The 17589-nt window shown below is 39.3% G+C and carries 18 protein-coding genes and 2 pseudogenes; 1 reads left to right on the top strand and 19 read right to left on the bottom strand.

Annotated features, from left to right (window positions below; translation table 11 throughout):
• Positions 1–209: 209 nt before the first annotated feature.
• The 13 genes and pseudogenes from LKW28_RS08330 to LKW28_RS08270 all read right to left on the bottom strand — a co-directional run.
• A pseudogene (locus tag LKW28_RS08330) lies at positions 210–416 on the bottom strand (flagellin); the annotation flags it as partial.
• A 198-nt stretch (positions 417–614) separates the two neighbouring features.
• Positions 615–848: a carbon storage regulator CsrA gene (csrA, locus tag LKW28_RS08325; protein WP_229139892.1), complete on the bottom strand. Its 234-nt coding sequence runs from the start codon at positions 846–848 to the stop codon at positions 615–617.
• A gap of 12 nt (positions 849–860) precedes the next feature.
• Positions 861–1292 carry a flagellar assembly protein FliW gene (fliW, locus tag LKW28_RS08320; RefSeq protein ID WP_229139891.1) on the bottom strand — a complete coding sequence of 144 codons (432 nt, stop codon included), beginning with the start codon at positions 1290–1292 and terminating at the stop codon, positions 861–863.
• 143 nt (positions 1293–1435) lie between these two features.
• Positions 1436–2026, bottom strand: a complete 591-nt coding sequence (locus LKW28_RS08315) for a DUF6470 family protein (RefSeq protein WP_229139890.1) — start codon at positions 2024–2026, stop codon at positions 1436–1438.
• 42 nt (positions 2027–2068) lie between these two features.
• Entirely contained in the window at positions 2069–2947 is an 879-nt protein-coding gene (gene flgL / locus LKW28_RS08310) for a flagellar hook-associated protein FlgL (protein ID WP_229139889.1), read from the bottom strand.
• Between the two features lie 9 nt (positions 2948–2956).
• Positions 2957–4510: a flagellar hook-associated protein FlgK gene (flgK, locus tag LKW28_RS08305; protein WP_229139888.1), complete on the bottom strand. Its 1554-nt coding sequence runs from the start codon at positions 4508–4510 to the stop codon at positions 2957–2959.
• Positions 4511–4524: 14 nt separating this feature from the next.
• Positions 4525–5007 carry a flagellar protein FlgN gene (locus tag LKW28_RS08300; protein ID WP_229139887.1) on the bottom strand — a complete coding sequence of 161 codons (483 nt, stop codon included), beginning with the start codon at positions 5005–5007 and terminating at the stop codon, positions 4525–4527.
• A gap of 20 nt (positions 5008–5027) precedes the next feature.
• Positions 5028–5288 (bottom strand): flagellar biosynthesis anti-sigma factor FlgM, encoded by a 261-nt coding sequence (gene flgM / locus LKW28_RS08295; protein ID WP_229139886.1) that lies wholly within the window; start codon positions 5286–5288, stop codon positions 5028–5030.
• Between the two features lie 69 nt (positions 5289–5357).
• Positions 5358–5777: a TIGR03826 family flagellar region protein gene (locus LKW28_RS08290; protein WP_229139885.1), complete on the bottom strand. Its 420-nt coding sequence runs from the start codon at positions 5775–5777 to the stop codon at positions 5358–5360.
• Positions 5778–5861: 84 nt separating this feature from the next.
• Entirely contained in the window at positions 5862–6566 is a 705-nt protein-coding gene (locus LKW28_RS08285; protein WP_229139884.1) for a ComF family protein, read from the bottom strand.
• A 3-nt stretch (positions 6567–6569) separates the two neighbouring features.
• Positions 6570–6851 carry a late competence development ComFB family protein gene (locus tag LKW28_RS08280; protein WP_229139883.1) on the bottom strand — a complete coding sequence of 94 codons (282 nt, stop codon included), beginning with the start codon at positions 6849–6851 and terminating at the stop codon, positions 6570–6572.
• A 184-nt stretch (positions 6852–7035) separates the two neighbouring features.
• Complete coding sequence (locus tag LKW28_RS08275; protein WP_229139882.1) at positions 7036–7623, bottom strand: class D sortase; 588 nt, start codon at positions 7621–7623, stop codon at positions 7036–7038.
• A gap of 66 nt (positions 7624–7689) precedes the next feature.
• Positions 7690–9180 (bottom strand): DEAD/DEAH box helicase, encoded by a 1491-nt coding sequence (locus LKW28_RS08270; protein WP_229139881.1) that lies wholly within the window; start codon positions 9178–9180, stop codon positions 7690–7692.
• Positions 9181–9323: 143 nt separating this feature from the next.
• Between LKW28_RS08270 and LKW28_RS08265 the strand changes: the two genes are divergently transcribed.
• A complete protein-coding gene (locus tag LKW28_RS08265; protein WP_229139880.1) occupies positions 9324–9557 on the top strand; it encodes a hypothetical protein in 234 nt (77 codons plus the stop codon).
• Positions 9558–9620: 63 nt separating this feature from the next.
• On the opposite strand, the gene LKW28_RS08260 is transcribed toward LKW28_RS08265, so the two are convergent.
• The 6 genes and pseudogenes from LKW28_RS08260 to LKW28_RS08240 form a co-directional block, all read right to left on the bottom strand.
• Positions 9621–10463 carry a DegV family protein gene (locus LKW28_RS08260; RefSeq protein WP_229139879.1) on the bottom strand — a complete coding sequence of 281 codons (843 nt, stop codon included), beginning with the start codon at positions 10461–10463 and terminating at the stop codon, positions 9621–9623.
• A gap of 204 nt (positions 10464–10667) precedes the next feature.
• Positions 10668–11615, bottom strand: a complete 948-nt coding sequence (locus tag LKW28_RS23225; protein WP_420708847.1) for a methyl-accepting chemotaxis protein — start codon at positions 11613–11615, stop codon at positions 10668–10670.
• Positions 11607–12524: pseudogene (locus tag LKW28_RS23220) on the bottom strand (cache domain-containing protein); the annotation flags it as partial. The pseudogene LKW28_RS23220 and the gene LKW28_RS23225, both read right to left, overlap by 9 nt.
• Before the next feature lie 383 nt (positions 12525–12907).
• Positions 12908–15145, bottom strand: coding sequence for a hypothetical protein (locus LKW28_RS08250; protein ID WP_229139877.1), 2238 nt, complete (start codon positions 15143–15145; stop codon positions 12908–12910).
• A 9-nt stretch (positions 15146–15154) separates the two neighbouring features.
• Positions 15155–16471, bottom strand: coding sequence for a hypothetical protein (locus LKW28_RS08245; protein WP_229139876.1), 1317 nt, complete (start codon positions 16469–16471; stop codon positions 15155–15157).
• A gap of 207 nt (positions 16472–16678) precedes the next feature.
• Positions 16679–17368 carry a response regulator gene (locus LKW28_RS08240; protein ID WP_229139875.1) on the bottom strand — a complete coding sequence of 230 codons (690 nt, stop codon included), beginning with the start codon at positions 17366–17368 and terminating at the stop codon, positions 16679–16681.
• Positions 17369–17589 lie beyond the last annotated feature (221 nt).

Below are 17589 nucleotides of genomic sequence, written 5' to 3'. Positions count from 1 at the left end.
CCCCTAATTGGGTGCTCCGCGCTCTTGGGTGGGTTATTGGTATGGTTCCTCACCACCTGACCGTCACACCTTCCTAATTACTTTTTACCAATTCATTAGGCTTGGCTCGGTATTGCCCACCATCAACTCTTACTAGTTTGGTTTGGGGTTCCACCGAATTCACGGAGTTTTCATCTAAGCATTACTGCTTAGCGCGGCATTTCTTGTCTACCGTCTTGAGCATTTTTAGAAGCTTGGTCTAAACCGCGTACTTGAGCACGCATTTTTTCAGAGATTGCCAATCCGGCAGCATCATCACCAGCACGGTTAATTCGTAGACCTGACGATAATTTTTCCATGGATTTTGATTGCGCATTACCTGCACTATTCAACTGACGATAAGTATTAAGTGCTGCAATATTGTGATTAATTCTCATTTCTTGTTTCCTCCTTGAATGTTTGTATCCACGTCCATGTGGAATTTAATATATTGACAAATAGTTCAAAAGTCGGCCGCCTTTTATACTTATTTGTTTTACATCCTTTATATCGACATGTTTTGTATTTGTTTAATAGATTTTTAGATTTTTTTCTACAAAATTTTTGTGAATAAAAACACCCGTAATTTTTTTCGATTAACGGGCATTCTTAAAGTTAATATTAAGCTGTTTTAAAAGATCGATTGAGGTTTGGGAGGCTTGATTGTTTTCGTTTTGAATATCTAGGTAAACTTCTTTTCGATGGATTTCTACAGTTCGTGGTGCGTCAATTCCAATTTTTATTTGTTCTCCGCTAACAGATAAAATTGTTATTTCAATCTCATCACCTATTTTTATCGACTCATTTACTTTCCTTGTTAAAACAAGCATTTTTCCCACCTCCTATTTCGTTGTAATTTTTTCGAAAATATTGTGTTTTGTTTGATATGAAGTGTTTGTTAAAATAACCTGTTTGCCTAATTGCTTTTTATTGTTTAGAACAATAGGAGCTTGTAGGTTAGCAGTTGTTTTTCCGAATGGATCCTGGACAGTTAAAATCACATAAACGGTTACATCCTTTTCAGAATCTAACTTAAGTTGTTCTACTACTTGGTCATCTATCGTAAAATCATATTCCTGATAAAAGAAAAACGGGTTTGTTACTACAAATGCTAACTCTGAATTACTTACAGACTGCATAACAGAGATTCCGGAGTCCTCACCAAATTGAAGAATCACAAATTTCTTTTCTTCTAAAAAGCCCGGTATACCATTCGCAAACGTAATAATTTCATTTTCCTCTATATGTATCTCACCATGATATTTTGTTTTCATTTTTTCACAACCTTCCTAATCAAATACGCCTTGGCGTATTTGCGAAAAGATTTTTTCCGAGCATGCTCGGAAAACTTCTTTTAAAAATCTTTGGCGTCCGCCGGAAGCATTAATTTTCTTCAGTGAATTTTTACTGAAGGAAATTAGATCTCTTGCTCGTAGTTTACACCTACATATTTTAAATTAGCAAAATCAATTTTCAATGACTGTCTTTGTTCAAGATTTACGTCCACCTTACCAGGTGCATACTCGTGAATTGGCTTATTAATACTTGAATTAATGATAGGCTTATTCACCTTCACCTGAATATCTACCTTCGCGGGATCATAACTAGTCTTAACACTAAAGTGTGATGGTATCCATCCTACATTAAACTGGAGCTCAGGACCTTCACTATTACGTTTTGCAATTTGGGCTATTGGACTACCACTGTTTTCAATCCGCATAAGTTCGTTACCCTCTTGCGCTCGCCTTGCTATTCCTTCAAGTGAATCTTGATAGCCTTGATCAGCAGCTTCAGAGTTTCTTCGCGAAATATGTTTCAAATCCATATCCGCCCATGCTTCTGTTTTATCAATCGTTAATTTTCCAGGTTTAGTTTGTATACTTAACTCTGCCTTTGGCTGTTCAATCGATAAGTTTGCTTTTGGTTGCTGAATTTCCTGAACGGGTTGGGTTGTCCGAATTCCTATTTTAGCATTTTGAGATTGTAAACGTATTTGAGCTAACTCCATAGTCCCACTCCTATCAAAAAAGCTATCTCATAAAAAGATAGCTTAACGTAAAAAATCCATTAGTGTTGGTTGCATAATTTTAGCCCCAACTCCAAGCGCTGCACGATGAACTGCTTCTGCGGTGGTCAAACCAATAATCACCTTTTCCATTTCCGCATCTTCATTTTCAGAGATAATTTTGGTTGCGATTACCTCTTGTGAACGAAGTCTGTCATCGATAAGTTCAATACAGTTATACCTTGCCCCTAGGTCCGCGCGATTCGCTAAAACATTGGATGCGTGCGAGTCCAATGTTTCAAGATATTTTCCAACATCCCCGTTAGAATTTAAATCATCTATTAAATAATCTAGTTCTGTAAAGATGTCATTTGTATTACTGCCTTTTAAAAGGTCCGATGTTTTCACATTTACATTCATTTGAACTCCTTTCGAGACCTCAAGTAAAACATCACTAGTAGATGACGAAATTTGATTGGAAGTTAAATCGACTGGAGCTTCATTTGTGTTAGCCCCATTAAAAATGTATTTATTCCCAACCTTCGTATTAGCGATTGTCGCAATATGCTCTTTTAACTGTTCAATTTCTATCGCAATATTCTTCTTTTCATCCGCACCATTTGTACCAGTACTCGCCTGAACCGTTAATTCCCTCACCCTATGAAGTGCCTGAGTCATTTTATCCATTGCATCATCGGCCGATTCCATCCAATTATAACCTTCAGACAAGTTACGCTGGTATTGCTCAATTTCCTTAAGGTCCGTACGATAGCGCATCCCTTTGATTGCTACTACCGGATCATCCGAAGGTTTGGTAATCTTCTTTTGAGTATTTAGTTGACCCTGGAATTTACCAAGTCTCTCGTAGCTGCTGCTTAAATTTCGCAGCATGTTATTTGTTAGCATTGATTGTGTTATACGCATTGGTTACACCTACCTTCCACCAGTACCTAGACCGTTAATAATTCTTTCTAGCATTTCATCGAGTACTGTTATCATTCTCGCAGAACCATTATAGGCATGCTGGAACTTGATCATATTTGTCATTTCTTCATCTAAGGAAACCGCACTTACCGATTGGCGACGGTTTTCCACTGAATCCTTCAATACTGCAGAATTATCCGCCATTCGGATTGCTTCCTGCGATTCGACCCCCATTGAACCGATGAGAGATTCATAGAAGGATTGAATGCTTCCTGCCTTAATCTCAGATCCCGGTATATTGCTAAAATCCTCATTTTTCACATTTCCAAGCTTATTCGCATTCTTACCATTTCCTGATTCATTTGGCGCATCTGAAGCAGCAATATTACTTAGATTGTCTATATTTGAGGACACACTAATAGTGGATGCAGCATTTTTATAACCATTCGTAAATTGTTCAAAGAAATCTTCACCTTTTTTACTATCGTCGACGGAAGTTTTTAATGTATACCCTTGACTATGCACAGCATTAAACTGGATTACAAACGAATATGCCATTTTATCCAGATCATCTAGCATTTTGGAGTAGATCCCTTTTTCCGAACCGTCCTTATCCACATATCCATATGATTCCACTAGCGCCTTCATTTCTCCGCTGCGAACTAAAGGTATATCTTGTCCATCCAATTGAAATCCAGTTATCGGTCCAGTTGGGTCGTCATTAACGCGGTCGCCATCGGAGTCTATTGCGGGAACAACTGAAAGCTTTTTAAATGTACTGCCATCAATTAACTTCGTCTCTAGGCCACCCTCACCAACGATGGAAATATCTAAAATCCCCTCAGCAACAGCTAACGAATCTCCGCCACTGCTTCGTGGTGGGTGAACTTTAATCTCGACATATTTTGAAAGTTCATCAATTAACCGATCACGTTCATCATATAAATCATTGGGTAAATAACCAACTGGCTCAATCTCAGAAATTTGCTTATTTATCCTACTAATTTGATCAGAAAGCGAGTTTACTGCTTTCACAGTTACACTGATTTGTTTACCGAAATCGTCTTTTATCGCAGTTAATGAGTTTGATAGATAATTGAATGTGTTGGCTACCATTTCACCGCGTTGGCGCACTACCGAACGCGCACCTTGATCCTCTGGATTTGCGGCTAAATCCTGTAACGATTGCCAAAATTGGTTCAATGTGTTGGCAAGACCGGTATCAGTTGGTTCATTCATGATTTCTTCCATCTTTTCCAAGGCTTTCGCGCGTGTTTCCCAGTAGCTTGTTTTTGTTTGCTCTCCGCGGAACTGAACGTCCAAAAAGCTCTCGCGCACACGTTGAATCGTACCAGCTTCAACACCTGTTCCAACCTGTCCAGGAATTTTCGCTGTATTTAGACCAGGAGATGGGTATGGAGTTGTCTGAGTGAAATTAACACGTTGCCTAGTGTACCCAGGTGTACTTGCATTTGCGATGTTATGTCCAGTTGTATATAGAGCACTCTGTTGGGTCATCATGCCGCGGCGTGCCGTTTCTAGTCCATGAAAGGTTGATACCATTTTTCCATCCTCCGTTAAGCCTTAGAATCAAACATCGAGCGTGTTTGCTTTTTTTCTTTTGTTCCGGCTGGGTTTCCGTAACCCGCGTTTTGTTCCTGTGGAAGTAGCAAGTCCAATGACATATTCACGTACTGTAAGGATTGATGTGTGAGCTGCTGATTTAATTCGTTTACGGTCTTTAAATCGTGAGTCACTTTAACCAATTCTTCATGCAATCCTGCTAGTTCCGAACGAACTGGTTCACTTGCGACTTCAATACATTTTGTTAATGTCTTTTCCTGAACACGAGGTCCAAGCATTTTATCAACAATTGTAATCCGTTCATTTTCCAATTGTCTAATCGCTAAAATGTATTTCTGTTCTTCTTTCATTTGTTCGTTTAGAGCATCAATGTCGCCTTTTTTCAAGATGTCTGTTTTTTGCTCTGATAGCTTAAGTAGGTTTTGGTGTAAAATAAGTATTTTTTTGAGCAACACGACTAAGTTTTCAGCTGACATAATGGCCCTTCATCCTCACATTACTTTTTAAAATAAAAATCGTATACACTTTTTGCTGTGTCTTCTACGTTCACTTTATAAGTACCGTTTTGTACCTGTTGCTTCAGTGCTTCAACCTTTTGCTGGCGTGCAACCGTGATTGGTGACGATTCTTGTAGTTGTTTAGCTGCTGAAGAAATTTCAACTTTATCTGTCTGAGTTGACTTTTCTGTTGCAGCAATCTTGTTCATTTGCTTTTTATATGGATTCATTCCAACTGGTCCGAACTGGTTAATTTTCATGATAAAACCTCGCTTTCTTTTCCGTTCTCTATGTCTTTATTATTTATATCGACAGTAACGAAAAAAGGTTTAGAACTTTTTCACAGAGAAATAAGCTCCTTTCTCCTTATCACGTTCATTTAATTCCTTTTTACGCTCTTCATCCTTTTCAAAGGCTGATAATTCGCTACGAAGATCTTTGGTGCAGTCTTCACATAAAACCCCTTCTCTGATTATGGTATGACATTTTTGACATGGATATCCAAGGTTTGGGAATTGTGCTAATTTCAGCTTACCTGTTCGGATGAATTTGATGATTAGTTCTTCTTCAACACCTGTTCCTTCAGCTGTTTCGAAAATAGTTGCTGTGCGATTTTCCTTTTTTCTAATAAAGGTATAGACCGTATCAAATGCAGCCTGTTCTTCCTTATAGCATTTTTCGCATACATCACGAAGATTTGTTTTTACAAAAAGGGCGCCACAATTCGGGCAATTCATTAGTTCTGCCATGATGATTCTCTCCCTAAATCTCTTATTTCTTTCTATTATATCGGTAGTTTTCGGAGAGTTTATAGTGACAGATATTTGAAATAATTACCCCCTCATCAATGTCAGCGCCGATACCGACTTCGCCCCTGCTTCTATCAGTACCTTACACGCATGCCGTAATGTCGAACCAGTGGTATAAATATCATCAACTAACAAAATGTCTTGAGCGCCAACCGCTTTGATCACTCGAAATACATTTTCTCCAGTAATCCGTTCATCACGGCTCTTTTTCGATTGTTTCTCCAAATGGGTACGCGCTAAAACATCATGCACAGGTACACCCAATAATTCTGCCAGCGCCTTTGCCTGGTTAAACCCGCGTTCATACAAACGCTCTTTACTTAATGGAATGGGAACAACTAAATAGGTTGGATTAAAATGAGTTTTGAAAGCTTTTTTCAGAGGGGTTTTAAAAATAGTAGAAATCACATAATCACCGCGGAATTTGTAGAGGGAGATCACATCTTTTGCAAAGTCATTATAGAGGTAAATTGAGCGGTTCTTTGTGAGCACACCTTGCCAACGTGGATCCTTTTCCCAGCGAAGACAATCAAAGCAAAGGTTTCCTTCACGATACTCATCAGACAGTTCCGAAAAAGGTCGTCCGCAGATCTCACAAATTTCACCGCCAACTTTTTCAAACTTTTCGTTGCAAGTAGAACAAAGTGGATCTGGCTCGGCCAACGAAAACAATGTCGACCAGGAATCCACTTCTTCAAAATAAGTGTGGCAAAGTAAGCATGTAGACATAGTTCAGCTCCTTTTCATATTGTCACATTGAGGATTTTTCGCAACGATTTTAACGGCCTCCGCAATTTTCACATAGAGGTTGGCCATCATTTGTTTATTAAAATATTGCGCTCGGACATACGCCATGCCCGTTTCTTTTGCTACATAACGCGGTGGCAGATTATTAAGCGTGATGGCAAATACATCATTTTTACATTGCTCACATTTGCAAGGCAAGCTGTATTCAGACCAGTTTTCATTGATTGCTTCAGCTACAAGCGGCTCCATAGCATTAAAAACCTTCACACGAATCTCTCCATTCTCTCTATCTTATCTAATTATGACATAATAAACATAATCTAAAAATCATTTTGACCATCCGACTTTCAATAGTAATTAATTTGACATAAATGTAAAATTCCCTTTAAAAATATGCAAATAATTGTAAAAACCCCTAAGTTGGATTCACATCCAACCTAAGGGTTCTATTTCAGTCTACCATTTCCGCATAAAAAATGAATCGATGTGGCGCGTTTCCAATGTATCCGAATGGATAACAAGTTGTCACAATTAGCTCCTCATTTGGTGCAGTCGATTTGATGATGGTTCGGTCGTCTGCATCCACAATTTTCGTATCGACAATTTCGTAGGTAAAGTCGCCGTATTCTAATTTCACAACAAAGGTGTCGCCAATTTCAAGCTCATCAAAGCGTCTAAATAAAGTATCGCGGTGGCCCGAGAGGACGATTTGATCATTTTGAGTCGGTAGCGCGGTGCCTAGATAATGCCCAACACCCTTCGCCAATTCCTTCTCATCTGTTCCTTCGATGATTGGCATTTTTTCACCGAGTTTTGGGACTTCTAACACTCCCATTGTTTCGCCTTTTTTAAAGGTTGGAATGATAATTTCCTTTTCTACTTTTTCCTCGGTTGGAGGTGTGGAAATCAGTTCCTCCGCTTGAACCAATGCTTCTTTTTGCGCCTGATTTGAATCCCAAATTTGAAAAATCGAGTATCCTGTCAATGAAACTCCACCGATGATGAACAATAGTGCAATTGTATATACAAACCTTTTCACTGGAAAACACCACCTTATCCGTTCTTTGTCCGTTACTCATTATCATAATAAAAATGGGCTGCAAAATCAATCGATGAAGCCGTTTTGGATGGCTTCTTTGTTCATATTTTCGATATGTTGTTTTGCCTTGATCATTTCTCTTGTTTTACCGTAATGAAAAAATAAAATTTCGCCACTCGGATACTTTGCACTCCTGCCGACACGTCCTGAAATCTGGACCAATGCGCTCTCTGTAAAAATTTTATCCTCCGCACCTAAAACTGCGACATCAATATTTGGTACGGTTACGCCTCTTTCTAAAATGGTCGTAGTCACAAGAATCGGGATTTCTCCGGAGCGAAAGCGTGCGACCTTGTCTTTTCGGTTGGGGTCCTCGGCATGAACGCCTTCAATTCGGGAGTCGATGGACTGCAAAATTCCTACGATACTTTCCAAATAGGTAATCCGTGGAACAAACAAAAAGCCTTGCTTGCCAATTTCAAGATGCTCTTTAATCCACGCCATCACATTCTCCGGAAGCCTCTTCTTTTTCAAGACCTTCTCCCAGTTCCCGCACCATCTAAATCCCGGAACTGGTAATGCACGACGATGGTATCTCGCCGGAATCGTTACAGCTTTTCGTTTACCTGATGCGATTTCATTTTTCCAGGTCCGATTGGGTGTAGCCGTAAGGTAAATGGTCGAGGAAATATCCTTTTTCGCTTGGTTGACAGCATACTGCAGCATGGGCTCGACCGAATAAGGAAAGGCGTCGACCTCATCGATAATGATCATGTCAAAGGCTTTGTAAAACCGGAGAAGCTGATGAGTTGTGGCAAGGGTGATGGGAGCAGTTTTATTGCGTTCCTCGCTCCCACCGTACAAGGCAATGACATCGACTTGAGGAAACGAAGCTTTGATACGTGGCGCGAGCTCAATGACTACATCTGTTCGCGGTGTTGCGATGCAAACTTTTTTACCGTCCTGAAGTGCAGTTTCGATACCTTCAAAAAGTATCTCAGTTTTACCAGCTCCACAAACGGCCCAACATAACAACTGATCATTGGTTTGTACGGCTTTTATGAGTTCTGCTGAAGCCTTTTGTTGCCCTGGAGAAAGCGTACCATCCCACACTAGTGGCTTATCGGGAATATCAACTTTCGGACTCGGCCCAGTCCAACTCACCAAAACCGTGCACTCACTCATTCGCCCCATATTAATGCACTTCCTGCAATACGCACACTCTTGTTTGCACCTTGCGCATCCAAACGAAGCGAACAGCTTTTGATCAGAATTCCCACACCGAACACACAAAAACCCATCCTGCGTTTTCGTGATGCATTTTCGATATTGCAAATAACCATTTAAATAGTGATGATGTATATCCTCAAGGGATAATGGAATTTCTTCGAGTAGGAGTTGTTTGCCGTGGAGTAATTGCTGGAGTTCAGTGGAGAAATCAAATGTGGTATTCAGGGGCTGGGGGTAGTTTGATTCATAATCGGTAATTCGTTTGGAGCCAGGCTTGTCCACTAGTTGTTCGGGGATTAATTTTTCGTTTTCTACTAAAAATTGCATGAAGGACCTCCGATTTATTTTAAATTGGCTGATATCATCTGACATTTATTGATTGATTTTATGAATTCAACCATCTTTACTAATTTGATGTTTAAGAAACCAATTATTGGGGAGATTAGATAGTGAAAGGTAGGGATTGATAGATGAAATGGGTAATAAGGCATGGATTGTTGCTTTGCATCGGATCGATTCTACTCATAGGAGCAATGGCAGTATTATTTCAGGAGAAAATTCAAATCACGTCCTCAACATGGACTGTTCTGTTGTTACTCTATTTTGTTGTGCTAAGCCTGTACAGCAGCTATGAGTACAGAAAAGTTCCTGTGGAAGAAAATAAAGAAAAATCGACTCAAAAAGAACAATTAATAAAAAATTAGGAGCCCCTCCTAATTTCTTTTTTTGTCCAAAAACAGCGCCGCACCACAGCACGGCGCCATTTTTTATTTCTTATACCAACCTAGCCCAATCGCACCCTCACCTAAATGAGTCCCGATTACAGGTCCGAAATAGCTTAGTAAAAATTCAACATGCGGGTATTTCCTTTCGAGTTCAGCCTTCAATTCAATCGCTTCTTCCTCGATATTTCCGTGAATCAGCGCTGCACGCATTGGTACACCTTGGCTAGCATCCTCATCAAATAATTCGAACACTCGGTTCAACGCCTTTTTACGAGTACGAATTTTTTCAAATGGTACAATGACCTTTTCCTCAAAGCATAGGATTGGCTTTACCTGTAACAAGCTGCCAACAAAAGCCGCTGCACTGCTCAAGCGACCCCCACGCTGAAGATTGGTGAGATCATCCACCATAAAATAGGCTTTCATCGACATTTTCATTTCTTCTAAGCGCCCCATAATCTCTTCAACAGGCTTTCCGGCATTCGCCATTTCCGCAGCTTCCAGCGCATAAAAGCCCTGCACAATACAGCTGATTTCAGAGTCGAATGAATAAACCTTCACGCCTTCAACCATTTCACCCGCTGTAACAGAACCCTGATACGTCCCGCTAATTCCACTGGACAGGTGAATACTAATGACAGCATCATACTCCCGCCCTAGCTTTTCAAAAAGCTCCACAAACTCCCCAATCGGCGGCTGTGAGGTTGTTGGCAGATCCTTACGAGCCTTGAGCTCTTCGTAAAAAGCCTCTGCCGTAATATCTACTTCTTCACGATAACTTTCTGTTCCAAATACGACACTAAGCGGAATCATATGTATATTAAGTTTTTCACGAAGTTCCAGTGGTATGTAAGCTGTACTATCAGTTACAATCGTTGTTTCCATATTTTTTACCATCCTGTCCTCATTCTTTGTAATTTCCATTTTAAATGAAATGGGCGGGGATGTCACTTCCCCAAAACATAAAAATAACGGGAGCACGATGTCGTGTCCCGTTTTTAAAAATTTTAATTCCCATTATTCATAACTAAGGGTATTCTTTTCCAAACGTTTAACTGTATGAAAAATTAACCCACTAATTCCCATTTATCACAACCTAAACTTCCCAACCGCTTCCTGCAGCTCTTCTGCCATATCGGATAACGAAGCTGCCGAGGATGCAATTTCTTGCATGGAGGCTAGTTGTTCTTCTGTTGCGGCGGATACCTCTTGGCTTTGTCCAGTTGTCTTCCTCGCGATTTCATCAATTTCACTTACAGATTCAACGACTTGTTGTGCGCCTTGTGTCATTTGCGCGATTGACGCTGAAACTTCCTGGATTTGCGAAGATACCTCATCTACGAATTGTTGAATTTGCGTAAAGGATTTCCCAGCATTATTTACGACATTAATTCCTTTTTCAGCCTCTTCTGCTCCATGGTTCATCGACTCTACTGCCTTACTTGTATCTGCTTGTATAGTTGCGATTAGTCCTCGAATGCTTTCAGTCGATTTTGCTGACTGCTCCGCTAATTTTCTTACTTCATCCGCAACAACAGCGAAACCTTTTCCATGTTCTCCCGCTCTTGCAGCCTCGATAGCCGCGTTTAAAGCTAACAGATTCGTCTGATTCGCAATATCAGAGATCACATTTACAATCTGATTAATTTCCTCGGAGCGCTCTCCTAGTGAATACACAATTTTTCCTAAATCAGTGACGGATGAATTAATATTTTGCATTTGTTGGATCGATTCTTTGATGGCCTGTTCGCCGTTCTCAACAATGCCTAACGCATCAGTCGATGTTCGAGAAACATGTTGAGTGTTCACTTCGATTTGTTTAATGCCAATCGACATTTCTTTCACGACTTCTGTCGTTTGTCTGACCATTTCCGTCTGTTGATCCGTTCCAACGGCAACCTCTTGAATCGCGTTTGCCACTTGTTCAGTTGCTTGGCTATTTTGTTCGGAGCTGGCCGTCAATTGCTCGGAGGATGCTGCTAAAGTCTGTGACTTTTCCTCTACATGAGTTAATAATTCCCTCAAGGAGGCCAACATCTTATTAAAACTATTTCCTAATTGACCGACTTCATCATTGTTTTTCACTGTTATAGACTGGGTAAGGTCCCCATTACTCACCTTTTCAGTCACATCTACTAACATTTTTAGTGGTCTAGCAATGCTTCTTACAATTAAAACTGCAATGACAATTCCAATTAAAATAAAAATGGCGACGACCAAGAATGTTGAATGTAGGATTCCTTGAGTGGCTTCATCAATCTCAGATTGTTCCATTACACCTGCGATTTTCCAGCCGGTAAGTTCATTCGTAACAAAGGCTGTTTCATATTTATTGCCTTGAAATTCGTCTGATAGAATTCCACTTTGTTTTTCAAAGATTAATTTGCTGTAGGTTTCCCCTTGTGGGACTGAACCAATTTCTTGCACCGGATCCACTAAATATTTTCTCTCGGCAGTAAGGATAAATGCATATCCTTTCTCACCAATTTTTACATTGGATGTAAGTGCTTTAAGTGACTCCAAATTAATGTCCAGACCGATCACGCCAGAACCATCATTGATCGCTTGTGCTACGGTTACCAGGATGGTACCAGTGGCCAAATCCTCATACGGCTCTGTAATGATTGCTTTACCCGGGCTAGCTATTGCTTGCTTATACCATTCTCTTTCCCTTGGATCAAAATCTTCCGGAAGATTGGCTTGAGGATATAAAAACATAGCTCCATCTTTGGTACCTGAAAAAATAGTCACGATGTCAGGATGCAGAAGTGAATATTGTTTAAAGGCCTCAATTGTGGTTGGAATTTCTGACTCCACAAAAGACTGAGCATTAAGCTTAGTCCCGAAATACTTAACATCACTGTACTTTGAAGACACGCTCTCTGTAATAAAGTTATCTAGTAGATTCACATTTGCAGTGGAGCTTGACAGGATCTGATCTTTCATTTCCTTTTGCGCATTATGATAGGATGCAAAACCAATTGTTAAACTTGGTAATAAAATGAGTATGATAAAGGTGAGATACAACCTCTTTCTAATTGTAAAACTAAATAATTTTTTTCTGCTACGTTTTTCCTGGTTGCTTTTCATAGTGGAATTTCCTTTCTACGTTGTCACGTTCGTCGTTATACCCTCACAGTACTTTTATTTTATCGACCGATATTAAAGATTTTTTAGTTTCGAAAGCATGTAAATATGTCCAAATTAGTAACAAAAAAGCCAAGCCCTCACCGAGAGCTCAGCTTTCCACCAATCTATTCTATCTAACCTCACCCCAGCCAATTTAGTAAAAGGGCTCAGGAACACTTTAGGTCAGGATCCTTACTTCTTTACTCTACATGCCTATCCGTATCAGTTGTAACATGCTTAATAATGCCTGCCGCAATAAGTCCTATTGGTGAAAGGCCAATACTGGTACCTGCCACAATACTTGCTCCTATTTTTGCACCCGTCGGAGTTTCCCCTTTAATAATGACGTCTTCTGTATAGCCATTTTCTTTATTTATCTTATCCAATCCACGGCAGTTTCGAATAGCTATGGCTTCCACTTCAATTTCTTTATTAAATAACCCGAAATAAGAGGAATACTGTTTAATAATTTTTCCGCTATCCCGCTTTGTAACACAATTTTGAAACGTGCAATCTTCAATAAAGGCAGTAGGACCTTTTATTTTTTCAAATACATTTCCTAAAATTAAGAAACCACTTTCCGTTTCGAAACCATTGAAAACACATTTTTTCACTGTACTAAATGTCGAACTTTTATTTTTGGTTCGTTGAAAATATAAACTTCCTTCGCTTATAAAAGATGAACCATTTGTATACGTTACATTATCAAACTCACAATATTCAATCGTGACCCCGCCATCAAAGTCCGTTTTAATAATATTGTTTGTACAATCAATAAATTGACAGTTCGAAATGATAGAGGAATGGCTGGCTTCTACAACAGACTCACATTTCATGAACAGACTGTTCGTAAGTTTTATTTCTTCCAACGAAAATAGGCCACCAAGCGTCAAAACGGATCCGCAATTCGTAAATTCGGATTGAACAACCTCTTTCGCATTCCTAATGCAATTATTCAAAAACTCAAAGCTGCAGTTTTGATAGACACCTTTTTCGATATCAAAAATAATGAGTGAAGGTGTTGTGCTTGAATAGGTTAGTGCGTCCCCATTCACTACACACTCTTGGATAACAAATCGTGGCTCCTCCGAAAAAGTGTTTACATTAAAAACAGGTTTCCAAGAATACTCATTTTCCTTTGTTGAAGACTTAGGTATCGTTGTAAAGGTAATTGCGCAGTTTTGAATCGTCCCCTTATTGTACTGTCCAGATAAAAAGTTTTCGGAGGGATTAATGAGTTTTGATTTTTCAATTGTGATTGACCCGTTATATTCCAAATTCGCAAAATAACTGCACCCGTAAAATTCGCAATTTTGGAACAATAATTCACTATTCTCTTTTGTCTGTATGAAAAAATTATCTACTTCGCCTTTACAAAAGATGGCACAATTTAAAAACTCCAGCTCTGCACCTTCTTCTACAATGATTTCATTCGCTTCTTCTGATTCATTATAGTAGACTGAACAGTTTTCAAAGCGCAATGTTCCTTCACAACGAATATACGTATTGATATAAATGTTTTTATTATGAAACTCTTGTACGGTTCCAGATGGAATGTGAAGGATTGTAGAGATTACTACATCCTCTTTCTCTATCATTTCATATTGTGCTTCAGCATCCTCAAGTTCTGCATAAAACGTCTCATCTGGCTCTAGAAAATCATATCCCCCATATTTGTCAATAAAGCCATCTTCTCCACGTAACTTGTATAGGTTTTCAACTTTTGACACCAGCTCTTTAATCGTCTTATTTCCAAAATCGAATTCTTCTAGCAGCTCCTCGATTCCTTCTAAGAAATCAAAATTAAAATGCTGAAGGAATCCATATTCAATACAGCATTGAAGCAGAATCTTTTTTGAATCAATATTGTTTAACGAATAAATGGCTTGATGAATGTCAATTGGTTGTGGATCTACCTCGATATAGTTTAATACAGCATTGGCGTATGCTTGCTGATGTTCCGATACATGCTCAAATTGATCCATAAGATGGAGCAGTAAGCCACCTGCTATTTGCTTTTCCTTCATTGGTAAATCAACTATGTCCGTTTGCTTTGTAAGACCTAGAACACAGTAATTCTCCAATTCTTTAACTTTTTTAGCTAAAAGTAAATCTTGTTGAGAGAGACGTTTTATTTTCTCCATTGAGGTTGTCACAAGCTCTGAAATCCGACGATCATTAGTCGAAAGGCGCACAAGGATTTCCATAAAAATGGTTTGCGCTTGGGATAGTTCTCCAATTTGAGAAGCCATACGTTGGTCTTTTTTCGTGGAAAGAGTGACCATGTCAAACACTCTCGTAAACCATTTCTCGTTTTTAATTTCGTCGAACTGCTCCTGTGCAGCAATGCTCAACTTGTTTGCCGCTTCTTTTAAATCTTCTAATGATGTTTCTTGTTGATAGTAGTCATAGTCAATATGTAACTCTTGTAGGCTCATTTCAAATCCTTACTCCTTCATTATCAAATCAAATTCATCGAAATTCTCATCCACCGATTCTGCTGTTTTCTTGGCTTTACGTATATTACCAGCTAAATGCTTCTCATTTTGCTCGATCTTTTGTAGAGCACTCTCTAAATTCACCGTCATTCCGTAAACATAGCCAGAAGCATCTAATATTTGCCCGTAGGCGCCTTCCCCGAAAATTTCGTCGAGAACATTTGTGGCAGTCGCATTCAAATAAATACCGATCGCCATCCCTGCTGCAAAACCTAACGCACCACCTGGCAGAAAGAGGGTTAACGCCCCCATTGCTCCACCAACAACCCCACCTTTAATCGTTTCTTTTCCGATTGAAACAAAAGCTTCTTCCTCTTTGATCTCTCCGTTTTTATATTTCATATAATTCGAGATACTTGAAATCGTTAAAGAAACCGCAGCGCCGACAATTGCTCCTTGACAAGCTTTTTTAGCTACATCATTCGCCGTTACTTGTACTGCCGCCTGCCCAGACTTTATTTTATTTTCTAATCTAGCTGTTGAACTCTTGACACGCTCGTAATTGTTTAGTTCCTTTACTTTCATATACTCTTTAGCCTGCTGCAAACGTTTAGCATATTCCGTATTGCCTGCATCTAATGCCTTTTTGATATTGTGATCCAATGCCTTGGCCAGTGCTTCGGAAGATCCTTCAATTCCTACTAATGTATCTTTAGGGTCTAGCGTTCCTTTTTCTAATGCTTTTAAGACACCCTTGATATTCGTCCCAAGACCCTTGTCACTCACAGACGCCTTAACCGTAACTTTTTCGATTCTTTTTTTTACAAACCGATTCACAGACGTTCCATCTATTCCTGGTGCGTTCGACGTCTCTTCCCCTAATAGCTTGGATTTTTCTGCTAAACTACTAAGCTTTCCTTTTTTCCATCTCAACCAATCAATTTCCTGTGCCGTACCATTTAGTTTCCTCAACACATTCTGTCTTTGATTTTCTGTCCCATTTAAAAAATAATTTTGCGCGCTTTTCGCATTAGCAAAGTGTCCACTTCTAGAAAAGGAATCAACATTTAACTGGCGAAACACTTGAATATCACGGGTAAACTGATGCGTCCCTTCATATGTAAGGTTTGTCCCGGCAAGCTTATTCACACTTTGTGCAAGGGTATCTAGCGTTTGAGATGTAACCAAATGATACTGTCCTGCCACTACTGTGAAATTAGCCGCCTCCGCAAGCAATGATGGATTTTCTTTCAATTGCTTTACGTAATGAGGACATAATTCGTCGTTATTGTGGATGACTTTGCACCTCGTACAATATTGAACCATAATTGACCCCTCTTCTTTATCTAATTATGTAATCTAATAACTGTATCGTATTTAAAACTTTCGACCTACGAAATGATTATAATTCGATCATACACCATTTGGAAGTAGGGAAGGTAGTTCTTTTTATTCATGAAAAGGGATTCCTCAATCAAATAAAAAAAGCCAAGCCCCCCATCCGAGAGCTCAGCTTCCTACCAATCTATTAAATTATTTAACCTCAACCCAGCCATTTTTAATAGCTACAACAACAGCCTGGGTACGATCGTTAACGTTCATCTTTTGTAAAATGTTACTTACATGGTTTTTAACCGTTTTTTCACTGATATATAGATCGTCACCGATGCCGCGATTGCTTCGTCCGTCAGTTAACAACTGAAGAACTTCGCATTCTCTTCTTGTTAACAGATGTAATGGACGGCGAACTTCTGCTGTTACATATGATTGTGCTGCAACGGATTGGCCACTTGCAACGGCAAGTCGACGGAATTCTTTTACTAAATTATGTGTAACTCTTGGATGCAAGTATGATCCACCTTCTGCGACGACTTTGACCGCTTCGACTAGAGAATCCGCATCCATTTCCTTTAATAAATAACCAGTTGCTCCAGTTTTAAGGGCATGCGTCACATAGCTTTCGTCATCGTGGATCGATAATATAATGACCTTCGTATCAGGGTAAGTGTCAATTAATTGTTTCGTTGCTTCAATTCCATTCAAATGTGGCATGTTGATGTCCATGATGACAACATCAGGCTTATGCTGCTCAATTAACGCTACCGCCTGTTCCCCATCGTCACCCTCTGCTACCACTTGAAAGGTTGGTTCAAAATCTAGTATTCGTTTTACACCTTCGCGAAATAATTGGTGATCATCAATAATAACTATGCTTGTTTTCATGAATAACGCCTCCCCCTTTCATTTTGACAATCGAGGCAATTTCGGTCAATACTCCTTAAGCAGTATTAACACATCGTATTAGTAAGATTATTCTTATATTTTCTATATAAATAAGTAGCGTATAGTAATTTAACCATTTCTTGTAACGTATCACCGAAAATTTCTCAGAATCTCGAAAAGGAGGCCCACACGATATATCAATCTTAGCCTTTAATTTTCAA

The sequence above is a fragment of the Bacillus sp. REN16 genome (assembly GCF_020731355.1).
Classification (GTDB): Bacteria; Bacillota; Bacilli; order Bacillales; family Bacillaceae_L; genus Ferdinandcohnia.
Note: the sequence above shows the minus strand (reverse complement) of the source record. Positions and strands in the feature narration are given on the sequence as shown.